Consider the following 20,747-nt stretch of genomic DNA (forward strand, 5'->3'; position numbering starts at 1 on the left):
TGCGAAAACCGCCGAGCTCCCAATCTCCCCCCTTGCGGGGGAGATGCCCGGCAGGGCAGAGGGGGGTGGGCGGGAACTCGGCGTGGCCGATAAGCGTCCCTAATGCCGCCGCATCGCCTTCGGCGCGTGGCCATGCTCTTCGCGAAAAGCCCTGGCAAAACTCGACATCGACGCGAAGCCGCAGGCCAGCGCCACGTCTCGCACCATCAGCGTCGAATGGGCCAACAGGTCGGCGGCGCGCCGCAGCCGGAGCCGCCGGTAATATCCATTGGGCGAAATGCTGAGCTCAGTGCGGAAATTGCGCTCCAGCTTGTCGGAGGAGACACCGAGCCTTGCCGCCAGCTCCGTCATGCCGAGCCGCTCTTCCACCGCATCCTCCATGATGGCGATGGCCGACAGCACCAGTTCGTTCTGGACGCCGGTGCGCAGCCTGAGCGGCATCAGCTTGCGGTCGACGCTCGAACGCAAGGGGCTGTGCACGAACCATTCGGCAACGCCCGCCGCGAGCTCGCCGCCATAATCGTTGGTGATGATCTCCAGCATCATGTCGAGGCTGCCGACGCCACCGGCCGAGGTGAAGCGCTTGCGGTCGATGACGTAGAGATCGCGCCGGAGCTCGATATCCGGGAAGGCCTCGGTGAATGCCGCCTGGCTGGTCCAGTGCAAGGTGCAGGCATGGCCGTCGAGCAGGCCGGCCCTGGCGAGGAAGAAGGCGGCGTCGGCCACTGCGCCTATGTGAGCGCCGGCGCGCAGGCTCTTGCGCATCCAGGCAACCGCATCGTCGGCGACAAGCAGGTCCGCATTGCCGCCCGAGCAGACGACGATGCGATCGACCTTCGGCGCGCCGAACGCTGAGAATCCCGGTTGTATGACAACCCCATTGGATGCCTCGACCGTGCCCTGGTCGGCGCCGACGATCACCCAGCGATAGCACTCGCGCTTGGCCAGCACGTTGGCGGCGCGCAATGGCTCGATCACCGGACTGAACGCCATCATCGGAAAGCCGGGAAAGACCAGAACGGCGAAGGTGAGGGGACCTTCGCTCGCTGCGGGTTGCGCCCGGTCGTGTGTTTGGCTGGCACGGTCGGTATTCACAATTGTGTATTTCCCGGGAGCGTCATTGGTGGCAGACAGGAAATGTAGCGGGCTTTTTGGCCCGCCGGCAATGGAGACGACGCCATGTTTGCGGCCCAGACCATCAACAGCACCGACAAGCCAGCCTTCTACCGCGAACTGGCCACCCAGTTGAAGGCGCTGCTGGAAGGCGAGAGCGACTCCGTCGCCAACGCCGCCAACACATCGGCGCTGATCTTCCAGATGGTGCCCGATCTCAACTGGGCCGGCTTCTATTTCCTGGCCTCCGACGAGGAGCTGGTGCTCGGACCGTTCCAGGGCAAGCCGGCCTGCGTGCGCATCGCCGTCGGCAAGGGCGTGTGCGGCACCGCGATCGATCTCGAAATGTCGATGCTGGTCAAGGATGTGCACGAGTTTGCCGGCCACATCGCCTGCGACGCCGACTCGCGCTCGGAACTCGTCGTGCTGCTGAGGGACAGTGACGGCGTCTTCGGCCTGATCGACCTCGACAGCCCGACGCCCGGCCGCTTCGACAAGGACGACCAGGCCGGCATCGAGGCGCTTGCCGCGATCTATGTCGCGGCGAGTTCGTTCGAGGACTAAGCGAACTTCACCAGCATCAGGCTGAAGCAGCCGATGAACAGGAAGGCGCAGGAGGCGAGCGCCAGCGGGCGAAGGCCGCGCGAGCGCAGCTGCGAAATGTTGGCCTGCAGACCCATGGCGGCGAGCCCCATGGTCAGCATGATGGTGGTGGCGAACGCCATGGCCGACTTCACTTCGGCCGGCACGGCAACCAGGCTGTTCAGCGCCACGACGGCGACGAAAGCGGCGACGAACCACGGTATCGGCGGCCGCGCACCGGATTGGCTGCTTGGGCGATCGCCATTGCTCTTGCGGCGCGTCATCAGGCCGAGCGCGATCACCATCGGCGCCAACAGGGCGACGCGGGTCAGCTTGGCGACGGTGGCGATCTCGCCGGACTGGGCGCCGTTCTGGAAGCCGGCGCCGATGACCTGTGCCACCTCGTGGATCGAGGCGCCGGCCCACAGGCCGAATGCGTGCTGGTCGAGGCCGAGCACCGGCGCCAGCAGCGGAAAGCCGAGCATGGCGACGGTGCCGAACAGCGTGATCGAGGCGACGGCATAAGTGACGTCCTCGTCGCGCGCATCGGTGACGATGTTGGTGGCAACGATCGCCGAAGCGCCGCAGATCGAGGTGCCGGCGGCAATCAGCTGCGCCAGCTTGGCGTCGACGCCGATCAGCCGGCCAAGCGTAATGGTGAAGACGAAGGTCGCTCCAAGGGTCAGCGCCACGATGCCGACGCCGCCGGCGCCGATGGAGACGACCTGGCCGAGCGTCAGCTGAAAGCCGAGCAGCACGATGGCAAAGCGCAGCAGGCGCTTCTGCGAGAATGCAATGCCGGCCTTGGCGTGGGCGGGCGTGCCGAGCACGTTGGAATAGATCATGCCGGCGACGACGGCGAGGATCATCGGGCTGAACAGCGCGAAGCCGGAGACATTATGGGCCGAGAAGGCCACCCCCGTGATCATCGCCACCAGCACGATCCCGGGGATGACGCCATTCCACACGGAACCGAGCCGCTTCCGGCCCACGGCCAGATCGGCGGAAATCATGCTGATCGGAATATCGTTCGCTAGCTGGGCGGCGGAAGACAATGCAATTCTCCACGCAAGGACCTCAGGAGAATGTCATTCCAGAATCGATCTTTCCAACGAATTGTTTTTGTTGAAATGATCGGTTTTTGTGAACGTTTAGGGCGGCCGAGGTCAGAATGAGAAAGAGCGGCCGGGCGAAACCTGGAGCCGCCCTAGATCATGATGAATTCCCATCACGATCTAACCCCACTTTTTGGGATCATGCCCTAGTATTTCATCCCAATTCGCGCGGCGATCGTATGGTCCTGGCTGTCGCCGTTGCTGCCGACCGCGGTGCTGTAGTTCAGCCCGAAGGCAATACCGCCGATTTGCGCATCGACGCCGAGCCCGATTGACAAATAGTCGTTGGAAAAGGCATCTGCGTCCAGCGCGTAGGGCGTGGTGCCGATATCGGCATAGCCGAGGCTGACGCGGCTGGAGCCGGCAAAGTCGTGCGTATACTCAAAGCGCGCGCGCGGTGTGAGCAGACCCCAGCTGGTAGGAATGTTGTTCTCGATGCGCAGGCCAAGGGTGCCCGACAGCGTGTCGACGGTCTGCTTGCCGAAGGTCAGATTATAGATGTCGCCACCCGTCTCGGTGAAGCCGTCAAGCGTGGAGTGGGACCCCGACAGACGTCCATAGGGTGATATCAGAGAGTCCGGCCGGCGAAATTCGTAGCCCGCCGTCAGCGACCCGAAGACCTGGCTTCCGTCGCGCGTTCCAGACGCGAAATCGCCGGTATCGGTCACATAGCGCTCACTGTCGAAATTGAGGGCGCCATAGCCGGCAAGGCCATCGACAAAAAACTTGGCGCCGGGCGGTAGCTGCTATAGGCGGCGACCGAGATGGCATGGGCGCGGCTTTCGGTGCCGTTGCTCCCGACGTCGGTGACGTCATGGCCATAGCCAAACCCGAGACCGGCGGTGAAGGTCGGGGAAAAGCGGTAGTCGGCACCGACGCTCACGCCGACCAGCGTATGGTCGAGCTTGATGGCTCCATCGTCATCGGTGCCGAAATTGACGTAGCCGCCGCTCCAGAAGGCCAGTTCGCCAAATGGGTTCTCGGCCGGCAGTGACGACGTCTGGGTGTCCACGTCCGTGCCAGTTGAAGACTGTCCGGTCTTGATCGGCGACGCGCCGGTCGAAGTCCTGTCCTGCTTTGCGTTGGCGTTGGGCTGAATGCGCTCCGGATTGGGCGCTCCGTAAGTGGACTGCGACGATGCCGTGGCGATTGCGGCGAGCGCCGGATCGTTCGCCGCATTCTGCTGCTGAGCGTATGCGTCGGGATTGTCCGACGATTGCTGGACGGCAACGCTGAGGCCTATCGAATTGTGGCGCTGGTCGCCCTCATTGTGGAGCTGTTCCAGCCTCTGTCCAAATCCCTGGATCTGAATGTCGGCGAAGTGCTTTGCCGCCTCCACCTGTGCCCGAATCAGGCCGATCACTTCCGGATCGCGGGAGGGGTCGGGCCGTGCCGTGACGTTAATGGTCACGGTTGCCGGAGGTGACGTTCCGTCGGCATTCGAGAGCGTGTAGGTCAGGCTGGTTGTGCCGACAAAGGTGGCTGCCGCGGCAAACTGCAGGATATAAGCGCCGCCATCGGGCACAATGGAAGCCGTGCCCGCTTCGCTCGGCGGCGGCGAGGCAATCGTGGCGCTGGTAAACGGCCCATTCGTAGCCCCTTGCGTCAGGTCGAGGGACCCGGTCGTTCCGGCCATCACGTCCAGCGTGTGGTCCTGTGCCGACGGCAAGTGGATCTCGACGACCACAGTGTAGTCACGTTGGCCGGTAAAGCCGTTGCTGTCCGTGGCCCGCACCGTAAAATCGTAATTGGCCGCGACAGTGGGTGTGCCAGCCAGCGTACCTCCAGGCGAGAGCGCGAGGCCGGGAGGCACTGAGCCGGAAATCACGGTGAAGGTATAGGGTGCGGCGCCGCCATTGGGGCTGCTTGCCGTGATGGTCTGGCTGTACGGCGTGCCAATATGCGCATTCGGCAATGTTGCCGGCGACAGCTCCACCGTGACCGTGGTGCAGGACAGGACAAGATTGGTCACGTCGGCTCCCGCCACCGTGCCCGAGGCCGTCGTGACCGTGCATGTCTGGTCGGCCGGCTTGGCAGTAACCTCAACGCTCCAGTTGGAGCCGGTCAGCAGGCCATCCGCAAAGGCAAAGGTGATATCGCCGACATTCACGTCCCTGGTTTGCGTCCCTGCCGGCGAGCTTGATGTCAATTTCAAACTCACCGTCCCGGTCTGACCGCTCGCTGTGCCACTGATCACATAGAGCGGCTCATCAAAACAGATCAATGCGGACCCATCGCCGGAATTGACGCCATCCGCCACCGCAGCCGATTGCAGCGAGCCGGCATCCGATGATCCGCCGCCGCCGCCGCCGCCGGCGCCGTTCCAGTTCTGCTGGCACGAGGTCGTGCCGACGCCTGCGCCGCCACCACCGCCGCCGACAGTAGCCCCGCCACCGCCACCACCAGCATATCCGGCGCCCAGGAAAGACCCTGAGAAATTTCGTGCAGTTCCGCCTTGGCCATTTGCCTGACCGGCCGTGCCAGGAAAACTATCGCACCCAGCGCCGATCGCGCCACCGGCACCTACAGTGCCACCTTCACCGCCGAAGGGGCCAAGGCCGCCCGAAACATCAGTTCCTGCCGAGCCGGATCCCCCGCTCTTGCCACCGGCGCCACCAGCTATCGAATTTGTAGTGTGCCAGCCCCCGTTGCCACCGCCGCCACCGCCGCCAGCAATTGCCAGGCGGGTTCCGCCCAGCCGCAGGTCGGTCGCCCCGCCACCATTGCCGCCGTCGGGAGTGCCGCTCGCGCCACCGGGATTGACCGCGAGCGAGCCACGGCCGCCAACGCCGACAGAAAGGATGTCACCCGGCGCGACAGTCAAGGAACCGCTCACCTGGCCGCCGAGCCCGCCGGCGCCGCCTGGGCTCAATGGGCTCCCCCCGATGGTGCCGGCGCCGCTCTTGCCAACCCCGCCTTGCGCTCCCTTGAGGTATACTGTGGCGGAATGGGTGTTGCCAGGAACCGAGATGGACTGGTCGCCGCCAGTAAAGCTAAAAGCATGAGCTGTCTGTGTGGGACTACAAGACTGCGCGAGCGCTGACGTCGTGCCCGCGAGCGCGTAGACGACCGTCATCGCGCCTAACAAACGTGAGATTGTACGCTTTGCCAGCCCTCGATGCATGGCCCCCCCCGTCAGCCCGTCCAGTGCTTCTCCGCTTATATTATGATGCCAAGACTAGATCAAATAGAAATTTGAACCAGTGGTAGGTTGAATGTCCAACAATATTAGCTGTTGGTGTTTTTTTGTACGCGTACGAGAGCCCTACTCGACGGCAGCAGTTTAGGGCGAGCAACCACCGCGCAAGGTGACGACTGGCGTTGCCTGGCAGTACACTTATGGCCTTGCCGGCGCCGGCCGCTCTGCCGCGCGGGTCAACTCGGAGGCTGGGCCAACGCCAAAATCTTGACAGCGCCGCGCTTCCTGCTCCAGCGTGGCGTCATGTTCGTTTTCTCGTTCGCCATCGCCAAGCGACGCCGTTCCTGCACCACGCAGTGTGGCAAGCTGTTTGCGCGACGAAAAGGACCGGCCCAATAAAATTCCGGTTCGTTCGTTCCAGCCCCGCCCGCGATGTCTGCCGGCGGGGTTTTCATGTCTGGAGCCTTTGCCATGTCCAATTCTTCCATCCTGTTTCGGCCGGCTGAGCCGGCAGACGCGGCCGCCGTCCGGGACATTGTGCGTGCCGCCTATGCCAAATGGGTGCCTCTGATCGGCCGCGAGCCGCTGCCGATGCGCGCCGACTATGACAAGGCGGTCGCCGAACATCCGTTCGATCTCGCCATCGAAAATGGCCGCATCGTCGGCATGATCGAGACCATCCTGGCCGACGATCATCTCTGGATCGAGAATGTCTGCGTCGCGCCACAGGCGCAGCGCAGGGGCATCGGCCGGCTGTTGCTGGAACGGGCGGAGCAGAAGGCGCTGGAGGCCAGCTGCTTCGAGCTGCGCCTGCTGACCAACGGCGCCTTCATGGCCAATGTGTTGTTGTACAAACGGCATGGCTATACGATCGACCGGGAGGAGCCGTTCATGAACGGCATGACGGTCTATATGAGCAAGAAACTGGGTGATGGCCGATAACAGGGAGGATCGGATGGCAGTCAGGGTCCGGTTGAAGCCGCTCACGGGGCGGTATGCGGTTTCGCGCCTCGAAGCAAAAGACAGCATTCCCGGCTGGGCGGACGGGCCGGGCTTCGTCAGCATCACCAGGACAGAGGACGAGCTTTCGGTCGTCTGCCTGCAGGATCGGGTGCCGGACGGGGTGAAGCATGACAGGGACTGGGTCGCCCTGAAACTCCAAGGTCCCTTTGCCTTCGACGAAACCGGCATCGTCCTGTCGGTGATAAAGCCATTGTCGGAAAGCGAACTCGGCATTTTTCTGGTATCCACCTTCGATGGTGACCATCTGCTCGTCAAAGCCAAGGATGAAGCCGCGGCAAGGGGGCTTCTGGTCGCGGCGGGGCACACGCTTCTGTAGCCGTAGGCTCAATTGCCCGCCCTTGCGTTTGACATCGCTCTTGCCCCATCGTTATCCCCGATACGACGATCTGGCGATCGCCCCCATCAATTCAGAATCCCCCGAGGAGAAGCCCGTGTCACACAATCTGCAGTTCTATATCGACGGCGTGTGGGTCGATCCTGTCGTGCCCAGCACACTCGACGTCATCGACCCGTCAAACGAAGATGCTTTCGCGCAGATTTCGCTCGGCTCAAAGGCCGATGTCGACAAGGCGGTTGCGGCCGCCAAGCGCGCCTTCGAGACATTCGGCTTCACTTCGGTCGAGGAGCGCCTCGATATCCTCAACCGCATAATCGAGGTCTACAAGAAGCGCAGCGCCGATCTGGCGCTGGCCGTATCGCGCGAGATGGGCGCGCCGCGCCAGATGGCACTCGACAGCCAGGTCGGCATTGGCCTGGCACATCTGAGGAAGATGGCCGAGGTGCTGAAGTCGTTCGAATTCCGCCACGTCAAGGGCTCGTCGCTGATCGTCAAGGAGCCGATCGGCGTCGTCGGCCTGATCACGCCGTGGAACTGGCCGCTGAACCAGATCACCTGCAAGGTCGGTCCTGCGCTCGCCGCGGGCTGCACCATGGTGCTGAAGCCCTCGGAAATCGCGCCGCTCGACGCCATCATCTTTGCCGAAATCATCGACGAGGCCGGCGTTCCCAAGGGCGCCTTCAACCTCGTCAATGGCGACGGCCCGGGCGTCGGCCAGGCGCTGTCCAGCCATCCCGATGTCGACATGATGTCGTTCACCGGTTCGACTCGCGCCGGCATCCAGGTCGCCAAGGCGGCCGCCGACACGGTCAAGCGCGTGCATCAGGAGCTTGGCGGCAAGTCGGCCAACATCCTGTTCCCCGATGTCGATCTCGAAAAGGCCGTCAGCAAGGGCGTCGCCGGCTGCTTCAGCAACTCGGGCCAGTCCTGCAATGCGCCAACTCGTATGTTCGTGCCGCGCGACCGCCATGACGAGGCGACCGGCTACGCCAAGACGGCGGCCGAAAATTGACCGTCGGCCCGGCCGATGCGGCCGGCACCAAGCTCGGCCCGGTGGTCAGCCAGATCCAGTTCGACAAGATCCAGGACCTGATCCAGGCCGGCATAGATGAAGGCGCCACGCTGGTCGCGGGTGGACCGGGCCGCCCGGCAGAACTCAACCGCGGCTACTATGTCCGCCCGACCGTGTTCGCCGACGTGACGCCGGACATGCGTATCGCCAGGGAAGAAATCTTCGGGCCGGTGCTGGCGATCATGCCGTATGACACCGTGGAAGAGGCGATCGGCACCGCCAATAACACCGTCTATGGCCTCGCTTCCTACATCCAGGCCAAGGACATCCAGAAAGCCCGCGAAGTCGCCGCCCGCATGCGCACCGGCAATGTCTACATCAACTATCCCCAGTGGGACGCCGGCCTGCCCTTCGGCGGCTACAAGCAATCCGGCAACGGCCGCGAATACGCCGAATACGGGCTGGAGGATTTCCTCGAGATCAAGGGCATCGCCGGCTACGAGGCGGCGGAGTAGGGGCTACCCCTTGGGGACCGGCAACCAGCCGGTCCGAGGCTTCAGCTCTCAAAGATGCGGCTTCACTCCTCCCGGAAAGCTTTCTGGATCTGATCCGACAGCGGCTTCACCAGATAGGAAAGCATCGTCCGGTCGCCCGTCGGGAAGAACACTTCGGCCGGCATGCCCGGCGCCAGCGCCAGCCCGCGCAGCTTGGCGACCTCCGTTTTCGGTAGCGTCACCCGCGCCACATAGAAGGCTGCTCCGGTGCGCTCTTCGATGGTGAGATCGGCCGAGATCCGCGACAGCGTCCCGGTCAGCTCCGGCGTGGTTTGCCGATTGAACGCCGACAGGCGCAAAATCGCATTCTGGCCCATCGTCACCTGGTCGATATCCTGCGGTGCGATATGCGCTTCAACGGTCAGGTCGTCCGTCACCGGTACGATCTGCATCACCTGTTCGCCGGGGGTGATCACCCCGCCGATCGTATGCACGGCCAACTGCAGCACCACGCCATCCTGCGGGCTGCGCAGATCGATGCGCTTCAACTGGTCCTCGGCCGCCACCTTGCGTTCGACGAACTCGGAGATCTTCCCTTGGGTTTCGCGTAAGTCGGTTGCGACCTCGCTGCGAAGGTCCTGGTCGATCTGGATAATCTGCAGTTCGATCTCGGACGCCTTGCCTTTCACCTGGGCAATTCCGGCGGTCAACTGGCCATGCTCGCCTTCGAGCCGCACCGCGTCCCGTTCCAGCGCCGTCATCCGCTCGATCCCTATCAGCTTGCGACGCCAGAGCGACCGCACCCCTTCCAGCTCGATCCCTATCAGCTCGATCTCGCGGCGTTTCGCCTGCCGCTGCTCGGTCAGGCCGGCGGTCTCCTGCGTCAACTGGGCGATCCGTTCGCGCAATTGAGATCGCTGGCCGGATCGCGCCTGGTGCCGGAAATCGAACAGCGATTGTTCTCCGGCCATCGATGCGGCGACACCGGCTTCGTCGCGCCGCGATGTTAAAACGTCCGGAAAGCTGATCGTGTCCTTGCCGTCACGCTCCGCCTCCAGGCGCGCCAACCGTGCATAAAACTCATCCAGACCTTTGAGACGATCGCCAGATTGGCGCGCGTTGTCGTCTCGTCCAGCCGCACCAGAATATCGCCCGCCTTGACCCGGTCGCCTTCACGCACCCTGATCTCGCCGACCACGCCGCCCGTCGGATGCTGAACCTTCTTTACATTGGAATCGACCACCAGCCGGCCAGCTGCGATCACCGCACCCGACATCTTGGTCACTGCCGCCAGGCCGCCAACACCTCCGACAAGCAGCAGACAGGTAGCAACGCCAGCCACGAGATAGCGGCGGACCTGCCGATGATGCAAAGCGGATCTGTCCTCGCTCATGCCGGAACGCCTCTCTCCGTGGCGGCAACGACCTTGAGCGGCGCGGCGGATCGAAAGACCTTGTTCAGCACCTCGTCCTTCGGACCGAAGGCCTGCACATGGCCATTGGCCATCAGCAGCACCGTATCGACATTGGCCAGCACACTGGATCGGTGCGCGACGACGATAACGATGCCGCCGCGGTCCCTGATGCCCTGGATGGCGGCGGACAAGGCCACTTCACCCTCCGAGTCGAGATTGGAATTCGGCTCGTCCAGGATGACCAGGAACGGATCGCCATAAAGAGAGCGCGCCAGCGCGACACGCTGGCGTTGCCCCGCCGAGAGCGAGGCGCCGGCTTCGCCGACCTTTGTGTCGTAACCGTCGGCCAGATGCACGACGAGATCATGCACGCCGGCGGCCTTGGCTGCCGCAAGCACCATGTCGGACGACGCATCCGGGTCGAAGCGGGCGATGTTCTGCGCGATCGTTCCGTCGAACAACTGCACATCCTGCGGCAGATAGCCGATATGTTTGCCCAACTCGTCGGCCGGCCACTGGTCAAGCGTCGCGCCGTCCAGCCGCACGGCGCCGCGCGCCGGCAGCCAGACACCTGCAAGCGTACGCACCAGCGATGATTTGCCGGAAGCACTCGGGCCGATGACCCCCAGGCCCGCTCCCCTGGCCAGTGAAAAACTTGCATCCCACACCACCGGCGTGCGTTCGCCCGGCGGCGCGACACTGACATTCTCGACCGCCAGCGCGCTGACAGGCGCGGGCAGGGTCACGCCGGTTGCGCCTTCCGGCAGCGCGGACAGAAGCTGCTTCAGGCGTGCCCAGCTTTGCCGCGCCGAAATGAAACCCTTCCAATGCGCTATCGCCAGTTCGATCGGAGCCAGCGCCCTGCCCATCATGATCGAGCTTGCGATCATGATGCCGCCGGTCGCCTCTTGCTTGATGACCAGATAAGCGCCGATCGCCAGCATTGCCGATTGCAGCATCAACCGCAGGATCTTGGAAATCGTGCCAAGCGTTCCCGCGACATCGCTGGCTGCCGCATGGGCGTTCAGGTACTCGGCATTGACGGCAGACCACCGCTCGGCGATACGCCCGCCAAAACCCATGGCCTGCATGGCTTCGGCATTGCGCCTTGTCGCCTCGGCCAACGTGCTGCGGACGGCCGCGTGCTGTCCGGCGATCCTTGTCGGGCCGCGGGTCCGGAACTCGGCCAGAAGCGTCAGTGCAAACAGGACAACGGCGCCGGCAAGCGCGGTAACGCCGATCCAGAAATGAAAAATGAAACAGATGCCGATATAGAGCGGCATCCATGGCAGGTCGAACAAAGCGGTCGGTCCGGCACTGCCGATAAAGGAGCGGACCTGATCGAGATCCCGTAGGGGTTGCAGCCCGTCGCCGGAAGGCTTGGCGCGCAGCGGCAGGCGCATCAACGCCGAATAGACCGACGGGCTCAGCTTTGCGTCCAGCCCCTGTCCCAGCCGCACCATGAGGCGAGAGCGGATCAGCTCCAGCACTCCCTGAAACACGAACAATGTTCCCGCAAGCACCGCCAGGCCGACCAGCGTCGGCACGCTGCGACCCGGAACGACGCGGTCATAGACTTGCAACATGAAGAACGAGCCGGTCAGGGTCAGCACGTTGACGACCCCGCTCATCAGGACGATGCCCGAAAACGCACGTCGAAAGGACGCCAGGATTCCGACCAGCGTAAGCGGCGTCGATGGCGTCAGCTGCATGCAGGCTCGCAATCAGGATATGGCATCTCGTCCTTCAATAGATAACTGCCTTGAGTGTGACATGGACGGGCAAGCCCGCCTCGAACTGCGCGCTGCCCCGCGCCACCAGCCAGCCGTCCGCACGCTCCAGGCGCGCAACGACCTGCAGCGTTGGTGAAGCGGTCGAGCTTGCGGGCAGGGGCAAGGAAAATTCTATCGTCTTTGAGCCGCCCTCGCTCTTGAGGCTGGTTTTGGCGGCGCGGCGTCGCCCACTGTCCTGAATGGCGGGATCCTCAAGATAGATCTCGAGATGACCTTCCGGGATAGCCTTGCCGCCCACAAAGGTGACGGCGCCGCGAATATCTGTTGCGCGAATATCTGGCGCGCGAATATCTGGCGATTGCGCTGCCGCTGCCCCGGTGGCCGCGGCGACTGCCGCAACTCCGGCGGCCATTAACACCGTGCGGCGGTCGGTCATCGCGTCCTCTCCCTTTTCACTGCGCTGGGGTATGCGGGAGGGGAGCCTGACGGCACCCCTCCCGGCAACGCGTTAGATGACGATGAAGTCTGCAGCCGAAAGATCCAGATTTGTGTTCAGGTGTGCAAACTGTACGGCTGCTCCCTGTCCGGAACCATCGGCGTCGTAAGACAATATTCCACTGTCGGTGTCGTAGATGATGCGGTCGTCGGCATCATGAGCAGCACCGGCTGCGCTCTTGTAGAATGAGCCCAAAGCGAGGGCGCCGTCGCCGCCAACGCTGGCAAAGATGAGGTTGTCCAGCAGGATCGTATCGTCGGCGACCTTGAAGTCCTTGATCCAGTCGATATTGCCGTTCCCGAGTTCTGTCGAGAAGCGGAAATAGTCGTCGCCGGCGCCGCCGGTCAGCGTATCGGCAGCCAGCCCGCCATCCAAAAGGTCGCTGCCGCCGCCGCCGTTGAGCGTATCGGCGCCCGCAACGCCCGGCTGAGCTGGTGCCGGCGGGAATTCGACCGACACGTTCAGCTTGTAAGTCGAGCCCTCCGGCACGGATTCGACCCAGCCATCGCCAGGAGCCGAGTCCGACCATTCGCCCTCCACAATATAGTAGGTTCCGGTTTCCTGAACGATGAAGCTGGTGCTCGAATCGCGGCCGTTGTTGGAGCCGGGGTCGTTGCCGCCGTCGTCGTTCTGGGCGACGATATTGCCATCGCTGTCCAGCACCCTGACGATGCTGTCATGGACATTGGGGTCGGCAATGCCATCGATGTCGATGGTGATGATCGTGCCGGCCGCCAGGTTGATGCTGTAATATCCGCCCAAGCCGTTTCCGGTGGCATTGACGGTGGTGTGAAGGGTGGTCGTCGAATCGAAGATGTCGGGGTCGGCGGTCAGCGAGAAGTTGTTCGAGATGTCGAAGGCGGTCGAGACCGAATTGTTGGTCGCGTCCGGTCCGAGCGTGGCGTAGCCGGTGCCCATGCCCGGGCGTGGCGGAGCATCGCCCTGATAGGCGAAATCGCCGAGCAGGGTGTCATCGCCGCCGCCGCCGTCGATCTTGTCGGCGCCGCCCTGGCCGGTCAGCACATTGGCCGTGCCATCGCCGGTCAGGTGATCGTTGAAGCCCGAGCCAGCCAGATTTTCGATCGAGATATAGGTGTCGCCGCCGGATTTGCCGCCACCCAGTTTGAGGTTTTGCCCGCTGGCCGCGTCGGCGTAGTCCGCCGTGTCGCTGCCGGCGCCGCCATTCAATATATCGGCGCCGCCACCGCCGGTCAGCGTGTCGTTGCCGGCGCCGCCGGAAAGTTTGTTGGCCTGGGCGTTGCCGATGAGATGGTCGTCGAAGAACGACCCGACGGCGTTTTCGAAGCCGACCAGGATGTCGTGCCGGATAACGGTGCCGCGCCCGACGATCTGCACCGGGCCATCGCCGTCGCCGCCATTGGCCGTGCCATTGGCGAGGTCGATCGTCACGCCAGCGGAACTGCCTTCGTAGACGACCGTATCGATGCCGGCGCCGCCATCCAGATAGTCCTGGCCGGCGCCGCCGATGATCGTGTCGTTGCCGGCTTCACCGTACAGGATGTCGCCGTCATTGCCGCCATCCAGTATGTCGTTGCCGCCGCCGCCGTTGAAATAGTCGCCGCCGCCCCGGCCCCAGAAATGATTGGCCGCCGACGTACCGATGAAACGGTCGATGCGGTCATCGGAGCCGATCAGGTTCTCGATGCTGTAGAAGGTGTCGCCCGTGGCGGTTCCGCCGCTGGCCACGTTCGTCTCGAGGTTGACGAGCAGTTGGAAGGGGCTCTCCTTGCTGAAGTCGACCGTGTCGACGCCGGCGCCGCCCCTGAATATATCGACGCCATCCTGGCCGCTCAGCGTATCGTCGCCGTCGCCGCCGTCGAGGATGTCGTTGCCCTGGCCGCCGAGGATCGTATCGTTGCCGCGGCCGCCATAGAGCGTGTCATTGCCGTCGTCGCTCTCGGTCTGGTCTGGAAGGTCGGCGACATCGATGGTGTTGTTGATGTCGCGGCTGGCGAGCGAGTCGCGGCCGCCGATGATGAGATCATCGCCGCCTTGGCCGAAGATCGTGTCGTCGCCGGCGCCGCCGTCGAGCGTATTGTTGCCATTGTCGCCGAAGATGACGCTGGTCATCGTGTTGTCGCCGATGATTGGCGGGGTTTCGGTGCCGCCGTCTCCAGGCTGGAGTGTCGACTCGTCGGCATAGATGATGTGTTCGACGTTGGCGATTTTCCGGATATTCAAGTTCCGGTTCAGCAGAACGACCGTGTCATTCCCGCCATTCGCTTCCTCGCGCACGATGTCGTCGAGGGAATCGACGAAGTAGGTGTCGTCGCCGCCATTGCCGGCCATGCGGTCGCCGCCGCCGCGGCCATCCAGCACGTTGGCTCCGTCATTGCCAATCAGGACGTCGTCATAGCTGCTGCCGATGCCGTTCTCGATGTAATAATCGGTGCCGTCGGCGTTGTGCCCGGCGAAGATCGACACATTGTTGCTGTGGCCGTTGACGCTGGAGAACTGTCCGGCGCGCAAATCGAGGATCGTGCCGGCAGTCGAGCCGGAGAAGTCTATCGTGTCAGTTCCGCCGGTGTCATGGATGACAAAACCGATATCGTGCTGCATGCCCGAGGAGGTCAGCCGGTAGCCATCCACAGCACTGCCGAAGCCGTAGACGTTGTCGGCCGTGTTGAGATCGATATGCTGATAGGTGCGCACGCCGTTCTCGTCGACGGTGGAGAAAAAGCGGCGGATGACCGCCTCGATGTCGGCCATCATCGGCGTTGACGCCGACCAGCGGCTGGTTTCACCGACATCGATCCCGTCGAAATAGGACATGACGCTGTATTGCTGACGGTCGTAGGTCCAGGTCGCATTGTTCAGATAATTGATCTGTACGCCGCCGGGGCCGCTGTAATTGTAGAGCCCGGGGTGGTTCAGCCCGAACTCATGACCGAATTCATGGATGAAGGAATCGAAGACATAGCCGCCAATATCCGTCTTGTTGACCTCGGTGTCGTGGAAACGCTGGCCGATGCTGACATAGCGGTCGTTGGAATAGGCGCTGCCGTCGTCCTCTTCGCCCAGTTCGGGGCTGACAACCTGCATCCAGTCCGTTGCGCTGTTGTATGGTGCATTGTCGACGATTTCGAACTTCAAAGGGGTGACACTGGCCCACATCTGCAAGGCGCCGATCGCCGCGGCCTTGTACTCGGGATGGTCATTGAGCTCGGAGACATTGATCCTCAGCGTTCCCGCCGCGATCGCCGGCGTTATCGACCGGTCCAGCGCTCCAAGGTAGGTGAGGAAGGCCCCGTAATCTTCGCTTTTGCCGTACGGGTTGTCCGGCGTCTGGTCGTTGACCCACCATTGATCGCTGGTTTGGCTTGGGTTCGGCATCCTTGGGACTCCTTGGTCTCGCAGCCGTGGCAATTACGGCCGTACGGTTTAGCTGTTGCCAACCACCGACAAGCATCGTTTGCGCTTGCCGGTCGAGCCCCGTCCCAGTGCCAACAATGCTATTGGAATCTTCGCTTGTCTAGCCTCTGTTCGCGCTCGGTACATATGAAGGTTCTTGGGCGCGCTTGTACCGGCGGGTTTTGAGATACTGGTTTGGTGTTAATTGAGCTATCGCTAATCTATGGTCGTACCTCGCCCGTAGGCACGAGGGGCTGAATGCGCAAGCGTGCTTCAGGAACCCGTCCGGCGCGCGAAATGTTCATATGTCACGCGCCAGGGGTCGCTCTCCGCTCGTCTCTCCTCACCGATCCAGTGAAAGCTGGCGGCGGTGATCTCGGTGAACCGCCACCGCGCCTGCAGGCCGCGCGAGTCGGCGCCCATCTGGACGATGTCCTTGCCTTCGGCCCGCCCGATCTGGCGCGAGTAATCCTGGTTGAGCGGATCGCTCCAGATAATGTGCCAGCCACCGATCCCGGGATCGAAGACGCGCAAGGTCGTGCCATACATGGTGGACGGGGCAGGGCGCCTGGGCCTGATCCAGATGTCCTGAATGGCGCGGCCTTCGAGCACCCAGCCAAAGTGACACTCGCCATCCGATTTCTGGATTGTGCCGTCGTTGCGGTGGTGAACCGTCTCCATGTCCCAGCTGCCAATCAACCATCCATAGAGGTCCATGTCTTTCGCCCGGTCGGCTGGCGGACCTTCGGATGCGAGAGCGGTGAGAAACGTCGTCATGATTGTCTCCAGGGCAAGCCTCGCGGAAACGCTGGGCGCCACAACCCTTGCAGCGTTGCGGGCCCGGGTCTTGGGAAAAATTGCTGTAGTGCCGCGGCTGCCGACCTTCCGCGTTCGCGCCATATCGCATCTATGCACCAATGCTAATGTAGCGTCGGCGGGTACCCCAATGCCCGCCTGGCCGGCGCCTCCTCAGGCAATCTCTTGGATGAGCGGCGCCGGCCGCTGGCTTGGGCGCAACCAAACTCCTGCCGGAGAACGCCAGCTGCCCAATCGCGCAGTTCTGGAGAAGCATCGCCCGATTTCATGATCGACACGGCCAGCGCCGCCATGTCTGCAGGCGGCTTGTTGTGCGAGGTCACATAGGTGAAATAGCCGGCCATGATGAAATGACCGGCGGGACGATCTGGAGTGCCGCCAAAGCTATTGCGCGCCAGCGTTTGGGCGGGCCGGGTGCTGGAACGTCATCCTTGTCCACGAAATCGACCATTCTGCTCTGTCCAAAAGCCGGGAGAACACAATCCGAAAGGATGATCTACATTAGTTAAAATGCGGATAAATCCTTATGGGAGATGCTGTCGCTGCCCTAGTCGGTCCCTTCCGGCGGCGCCTCATCTTGCCAGCCGGCCAGCTCCGGCAGGTCGTCCAGCCAGCTTTTCTCCGTCATCAAGATTTCGCCGGCCTGTGGTGCCGCCTCAGTGGCGTTTTGAATAAGCCAGTCCATCCACTTTCGATAAGCGGCTGGGGCCAGTTCGGGCGGCAGCACCTTGGCCTTGGCCAGCATGCGTTTACGGAAGCTGAGCTGCCTGCGCAGTTTGGTCGTCGTGAATTTTGTCGCCTTGCCCTGGTATTCCACCGTCCAGCGCCCATCGCCGTGGCTGGTCAGCCTGTCGATGGCAAAACCGGCATCGACCGGCCTGTCCCGCCAGGGAAGCTCGATGGCGTTCCGCCTCAGATCGAGAGCCCATCGCCTATAGTCCGCCCCGGCACGCTGCGGCGGCAGAACGCCGGCCTGTTCGAGGATTTTCCTGCGAAAGGTAGGCTGCTTCTTGATCTGGCCGGTTGTCAGCTCGATGCGATGCCCACGGAACTCGACATGCCAGCGGATTCTCCCGTTGCCGACATATTTTGCCAGCCTGTCGATGGCGAACTCGTCGTCGGACAACTCCACGCATCCCTGGCGGATGCGTTCGAGGATGTACTGGCTGTCAGTGGGCATGACGTGCCTTGGCTGGGGAACCTGGATTCGAACCAGGACTAACGGAGTCAGAGTCCGTGGGTCTACCGTTAACCTATTCCCCAGCAGGCGCTGTCGCGCTGGTGGGCCGCCGAAGCAGCCGCGCGTGCCTTGTAGCCGCCGCCGGAAAATAGTCAAGCCTAAGCTGCGTTTCAATCACAGCGTTTCATAGGGGCAATTACGCCCGGGTGGCGCGCCGCACCCAATGATCCTCAGCTCTCCGTCCGGCTGTATTGCGAATGTTCGAAGAACAGCACCACGCCGAGCGCGATCAGCAGCGGGATGATCAGGTAAAACAGCCGGAACACCAGAAGTGCCGCCAACACGCCGACCGGGTCCATATCAGACAGGCCCGCGAGGAACACGACCTCGAACACGCCGAGCCCGCCCGGCGCGTGCGAGATCTGCGCAACCGAGAACGACACCAGGAACACGCCGAGAATGACAAAATAGCCGGGATTTCCGGCCGCCGGCAGAGCAAAGAAGATGATCGCCGCTGCTGCCAGAAGCTCGATCGGGCCGATCAGCAATTGCCGCGCCACGATCGGCAGCGCCGGATAGTGCAGCTGGAAGCCGGCGATTTTCAGCGGCTTCAGATGCAGCCAGCTGCCGAAGATGTAGGCGCTGATCAGGATCAGCAAAGCGATGCCGGCGGCGATCGCCAGGCCGTGGTGCGGGGCGCCGGAAAAGCGGTCGATGATCGCAGGCTCGAACACCAGCACCAGGCCGCCGACCAGAATGCTGGAGAGCACGAAGGTGATCCAGCAGATCGCCACCAGAATGCCGACGTCCTGGCCGGTCAGCCCCCTGGTGCCATAGGCGCGATAGCGGATCACGGCGCCCGAAAACACCGAGCCGCCAATGTTGTGCGACAGCGCATAGGTGGTGAAGGAGCAGAAGGTGACGAACAGCCACGAGACCTTTTTGCCGATATGCAAGAGCGCTATGTGGTCGTAGCCGGCAAGCGAGGCGTAGGCGACCACCGAGCTCAGCGCCGCCAGCACCCAGCCGCGCGTCGGGATGGCTGATATGCCGTCCCAGACATCGTCGATCGAGATGCCGCGCAACTCATGCCACAGCAACAACAGCGACCCGATGACCGCCGCGACACCGATGACCGGCCACAGATAGCGCTTCCAATTCGTGCCCCCCCAATTCATGGAGTTGTCGTCATGTGTTGCTGCCCATCGCCCAGGCGGGCGTTAAAACGTCCGCGATTCACCAATTCCCCCTCATTTCAGAAATGCCTCATTGAAGCCGGCTATTCAACCGGCAAGGGTGAGCAGCCGGTTCGCCAACGGCGAATTCGTCGTGCCAGTGGCAAGATGAAAAGGCTAGCGAACGCCGGGACGCTGCAAAGCAGCGGGGACGTGGCAGGACGCAGCCGGCAAAATTTGGCCCCTTGCTCTTGGTGATCCGGTCCGGCGCTGCTACTCTGGCGGCAACTTAAAATTTTTAAGCGCCTGCTGCGTCCGGTTTTCCGGTTCGCGCGGCGCCGGAAGGAACTGAAGTGGAAGACCACGACACCGGCGCTGGCGCGCCGGAAGTGGGCGTGTCCAGGGCTTCGCCGCCGTCAGGCGGGCCAAGCCCATCCGCCGGGCGGCCCCGCCAGGCGGGGCCTCAGTCCGGTAACGGACAGGCCGGCGAAGCCCAGCATCAGCGAGGCAAGGCGAGAAAGCGGCGCAAGCGCCGGCGTGGGCGCAAGGTTTTTGCGCGCGACGACAGCCCTCTCGCAACGGCCGAAGCGGTTAGTGCGCCGGCCTCAGTCGGCCCGGCCGCTCCAGCGCCGGTGCCTTTGCCCTCGGCGCCACAATCCCGACCGGAACAGCCAATGCATCGTCCGCCGATGCAGGAACTGCCGGTGTTTGCCGCGCTCGATCTCGGCACCAACAATTGCCGGCTTTTGGTCGCGGTGCCGCAGCGCCATGGCCAGTTCCGCGTCATCGACGCCTTCTCGCGCATCGTCAGGCTGGGCGAGGGGCTGACGGCGAATGGGCACCTGAGCCAGGCGGCGATGGACCGCGCCGTCGAGGCGCTGAAGATCTGCGGCGACAAATTGCGCAACCGCAAGATCCGCAAGGCACGGCTGATCGCCACCGAGGCCTGCCGCACCGCCGACAATGGCGTGGAATTCCTGCAGCGCGTCGAACGAGAGGCGGGGTTGAAGCTGGAAATCATCGATCGCCAGACCGAGGCGCGGCTTGCTGTATCCGGCTGCGGCTCGCTGGTCGAGCGCGACACGCAAGGCGTGGTGCTGTTCGACATTGGCGGTGGCTCGTCCGAAATCGCGCTGATCGACCTCACCGGCCAGCGCTCGCCACGGCTTGCCAACCACATCGTGTCGTGGACGTCGCTGCCGGTCGGCGTCGTCTCGCTGGCCGAGCGTTTTGGCGGCCGCACGGTGACGCGCGAGATCTTTGCCGCGATGGTCGACGATGTCGCGGTGCGGCTAAAATCCTTCGACGGCCGCGACCGGTTGAGCCACGTGCTGACCAGCCCGAAATTCCATCTGCTGGGCACATCAGGCACGGTGACGACGCTGGCCGGCGTCCATCTCGACCTCGAACGCTACGATCGCCGCCGCGTCGATGGGCTGTGGATGGACCGCGACAGCGTCGACCGCATGGTCGAAAAACTGGTCGGCTGGGACTTCCAGCAGCGCTGCGCCAACCCGTGCATCGGTACGGACCGCGCCGATCTTGTGCTGGCCGGCTGTGCTATTCTTGAAGCGATCCGTGCGGTGTGGCCGTCGGAGCGGCTGCGCGTCGCCGACCGTGGTCTGCGCGAAGGCATTTTGAGCGAGCTGATGGCCGATGACGGCGTCTGGCGCAACAGTGGGCGGGGCCGAGCATGATCCGCATCGCTTTGGTGAACGGTCGACCCCCACTCCGTCGAGCTTCGCT

The 20,747-nt window shown here is 63.3% G+C and carries 15 protein-coding genes, 1 tRNA gene and 2 pseudogenes; 5 read left to right on the top strand and 13 right to left on the bottom strand.

From position 1 onward, the window contains the following. Nucleotides 1–99 precede the first annotated feature (99 nt). Nucleotides 100–996, bottom strand: a complete 897-nt coding sequence (locus NLY44_RS03785) for a GlxA family transcriptional regulator (protein WP_286457698.1) — start codon at nucleotides 994–996, stop codon at nucleotides 100–102. A gap of 183 nt (nucleotides 997–1,179) precedes the next feature. Here NLY44_RS03785 and msrC point away from each other — a divergent pair, with 183 nt between their 5' ends. Further along, nucleotides 1,180–1,677, top strand: a complete 498-nt coding sequence (gene msrC / locus NLY44_RS03790; RefSeq protein ID WP_023672545.1) for a free L-methionine (R)-S-oxide reductase MsrC — start codon at nucleotides 1,180–1,182, stop codon at nucleotides 1,675–1,677. On the opposite strand, the gene NLY44_RS03795 is transcribed toward msrC, so the two are convergent. The 3 genes from NLY44_RS03795 to NLY44_RS03805 all read right to left on the bottom strand — a co-directional run bounded on the left by NLY44_RS03795 (nucleotide 1,674) and on the right by NLY44_RS03805 (nucleotide 5,682). Next, nucleotides 1,674–2,708, bottom strand: a complete 1,035-nt coding sequence (locus tag NLY44_RS03795) for a YeiH family protein (RefSeq protein WP_460221790.1) — start codon at nucleotides 2,706–2,708, stop codon at nucleotides 1,674–1,676. The two genes, msrC and NLY44_RS03795, sit on opposite strands and share 4 nt — an antisense overlap. A 248-nt stretch (nucleotides 2,709–2,956) precedes the next feature. Beyond that, nucleotides 2,957–3,478, bottom strand: a complete 522-nt coding sequence (locus NLY44_RS03800; protein WP_023805077.1) for an autotransporter outer membrane beta-barrel domain-containing protein — start codon at nucleotides 3,476–3,478, stop codon at nucleotides 2,957–2,959. After that, a complete protein-coding gene (locus NLY44_RS03805) occupies nucleotides 3,475–5,682 on the bottom strand; it encodes a putative Ig domain-containing protein (RefSeq protein WP_023805078.1) in 2,208 nt (735 codons plus the stop codon). The genes NLY44_RS03800 and NLY44_RS03805 overlap by 4 nt, the downstream gene beginning before the upstream one ends. 738 nt (nucleotides 5,683–6,420) lie before the next feature. Between NLY44_RS03805 and NLY44_RS03810 the strand changes: the two genes are divergently transcribed. The 3 genes and pseudogenes from NLY44_RS03810 (at nucleotide 6,421) to NLY44_RS03820 (ending at nucleotide 8,836) form a co-directional block, all read left to right on the top strand. Beyond that, nucleotides 6,421–6,891, top strand: a complete 471-nt coding sequence (locus NLY44_RS03810; protein WP_023805079.1) for a GNAT family N-acetyltransferase — start codon at nucleotides 6,421–6,423, stop codon at nucleotides 6,889–6,891. 13 nt (nucleotides 6,892–6,904) lie between these two features. Next, complete coding sequence (locus tag NLY44_RS03815; RefSeq protein ID WP_023705798.1) at nucleotides 6,905–7,288, top strand: ACT domain-containing protein; 384 nt, start codon at nucleotides 6,905–6,907, stop codon at nucleotides 7,286–7,288. Between the two features lie 115 nt (nucleotides 7,289–7,403). Beyond that, nucleotides 7,404–8,836: pseudogene (locus NLY44_RS03820) on the top strand (aldehyde dehydrogenase family protein). 62 nt (nucleotides 8,837–8,898) lie between these two features. On the opposite strand, the pseudogene NLY44_RS03825 reads toward NLY44_RS03820, so the two are convergent. The 9 genes and pseudogenes from NLY44_RS03825 to NLY44_RS03865 all read right to left on the bottom strand — a co-directional run bounded on the left by NLY44_RS03825 (nucleotide 8,899) and on the right by NLY44_RS03865 (nucleotide 19,004). Then, nucleotides 8,899–10,208 (bottom strand): annotated as a pseudogene (locus tag NLY44_RS03825) (HlyD family type I secretion periplasmic adaptor subunit). Next, on the bottom strand, nucleotides 10,205–11,941 hold the full coding sequence (locus tag NLY44_RS03830; protein WP_023805081.1) for a type I secretion system permease/ATPase: 1,737 nt from the start codon (nucleotides 11,939–11,941) through the stop codon (nucleotides 10,205–10,207). The pseudogene NLY44_RS03825 and the gene NLY44_RS03830 overlap by 4 nt, the downstream one beginning before the upstream one ends. Nucleotides 11,942–11,975: 34 nt before the next feature. Further along, nucleotides 11,976–12,398: a hypothetical protein gene (locus NLY44_RS03835; protein ID WP_023805082.1), complete on the bottom strand. Its 423-nt coding sequence runs from the start codon at nucleotides 12,396–12,398 to the stop codon at nucleotides 11,976–11,978. Nucleotides 12,399–12,470: 72 nt separating this feature from the next. Then, complete coding sequence (locus NLY44_RS03840) at nucleotides 12,471–15,812, bottom strand: M10 family metallopeptidase C-terminal domain-containing protein (RefSeq protein WP_023805083.1); 3,342 nt, start codon at nucleotides 15,810–15,812, stop codon at nucleotides 12,471–12,473. Nucleotides 15,813–16,103: 291 nt separating this feature from the next. Then, entirely contained in the window at nucleotides 16,104–16,607 is a 504-nt protein-coding gene (locus NLY44_RS03845) for a hypothetical protein (protein ID WP_023682882.1), read from the bottom strand. A gap of 143 nt (nucleotides 16,608–16,750) precedes the next feature. Continuing rightward, complete coding sequence (locus NLY44_RS03850; protein WP_023682881.1) at nucleotides 16,751–16,990, bottom strand: hypothetical protein; 240 nt, start codon at nucleotides 16,988–16,990, stop codon at nucleotides 16,751–16,753. Nucleotides 16,991–17,193: 203 nt separating this feature from the next. After that, the gene (locus tag NLY44_RS03855; RefSeq protein ID WP_023682880.1) at nucleotides 17,194–17,826 is read right to left on the bottom strand and encodes a hypothetical protein; all 633 of its coding nucleotides are present in this window, start codon (nucleotides 17,824–17,826) and stop codon (nucleotides 17,194–17,196) included. Nucleotides 17,827–17,835: 9 nt separating this feature from the next. Beyond that, a tRNA-Gln gene (locus NLY44_RS03860) sits at nucleotides 17,836–17,909 on the bottom strand. A gap of 147 nt (nucleotides 17,910–18,056) precedes the next feature. Beyond that, entirely contained in the window at nucleotides 18,057–19,004 is a 948-nt protein-coding gene (locus NLY44_RS03865) for a lysylphosphatidylglycerol synthase domain-containing protein (protein ID WP_023682434.1), read from the bottom strand. A gap of 350 nt (nucleotides 19,005–19,354) precedes the next feature. Here NLY44_RS03865 and NLY44_RS03870 point away from each other — a divergent pair, with 350 nt between their 5' ends. Continuing rightward, entirely contained in the window at nucleotides 19,355–20,698 is a 1,344-nt protein-coding gene (locus tag NLY44_RS03870) for a Ppx/GppA phosphatase family protein (protein ID WP_023694901.1), read from the top strand. Nucleotides 20,699–20,747: the final 49 nt, after the last annotated feature.

It is taken from the genome of Mesorhizobium sp. C089B (assembly GCF_030323125.1).
In the GTDB taxonomy this organism is placed as follows: Bacteria; Pseudomonadota; Alphaproteobacteria; order Rhizobiales; family Rhizobiaceae; genus Mesorhizobium.

Excerpts from the sequence above, each read along its gene's own strand:
- NLY44_RS03850 (WP_023682881.1), bottom strand. The coding sequence starts at position 16,990 with ATGGCCGGCTATTTCACCTATGTGACCTCGCACAACAAGCCGCCTGCA.
- NLY44_RS03835 (WP_023805082.1), bottom strand. The coding sequence starts at position 12,398 with ATGACCGACCGCCGCACGGTGTTAATGGCCGCCGGAGTTGCGGCAGTC.
- NLY44_RS03845 (WP_023682882.1), bottom strand. The coding sequence starts at position 16,607 with ATGACGACGTTTCTCACCGCTCTCGCATCCGAAGGTCCGCCAGCCGAC.
- msrC (WP_023672545.1), top strand. The coding sequence starts at position 1,180 with ATGTTTGCGGCCCAGACCATCAACAGCACCGACAAGCCAGCCTTCTAC.
- NLY44_RS03815 (WP_023705798.1), top strand. The coding sequence starts at position 6,905 with ATGGCAGTCAGGGTCCGGTTGAAGCCGCTCACGGGGCGGTATGCGGTT.
- NLY44_RS03795 (WP_460221790.1), bottom strand. The coding sequence starts at position 2,708 with ATGATTTCCGCCGATCTGGCCGTGGGCCGGAAGCGGCTCGGTTCCGTG.
- NLY44_RS03855 (WP_023682880.1), bottom strand. The coding sequence starts at position 17,826 with ATGCCCACTGACAGCCAGTACATCCTCGAACGCATCCGCCAGGGATGC.
- NLY44_RS03785 (WP_286457698.1), bottom strand. The coding sequence starts at position 996 with ATGATGGCGTTCAGTCCGGTGATCGAGCCATTGCGCGCCGCCAACGTG.
- NLY44_RS03810 (WP_023805079.1), top strand. The coding sequence starts at position 6,421 with ATGTCCAATTCTTCCATCCTGTTTCGGCCGGCTGAGCCGGCAGACGCG.
- NLY44_RS03865 (WP_023682434.1), bottom strand. The coding sequence starts at position 19,004 with ATGAATTGGGGGGGCACGAATTGGAAGCGCTATCTGTGGCCGGTCATC.
- NLY44_RS03830 (WP_023805081.1), bottom strand. The coding sequence starts at position 11,941 with ATGCAGCTGACGCCATCGACGCCGCTTACGCTGGTCGGAATCCTGGCG.
- NLY44_RS03840 (WP_023805083.1), bottom strand. The coding sequence starts at position 15,812 with ATGCCGAACCCAAGCCAAACCAGCGATCAATGGTGGGTCAACGACCAG.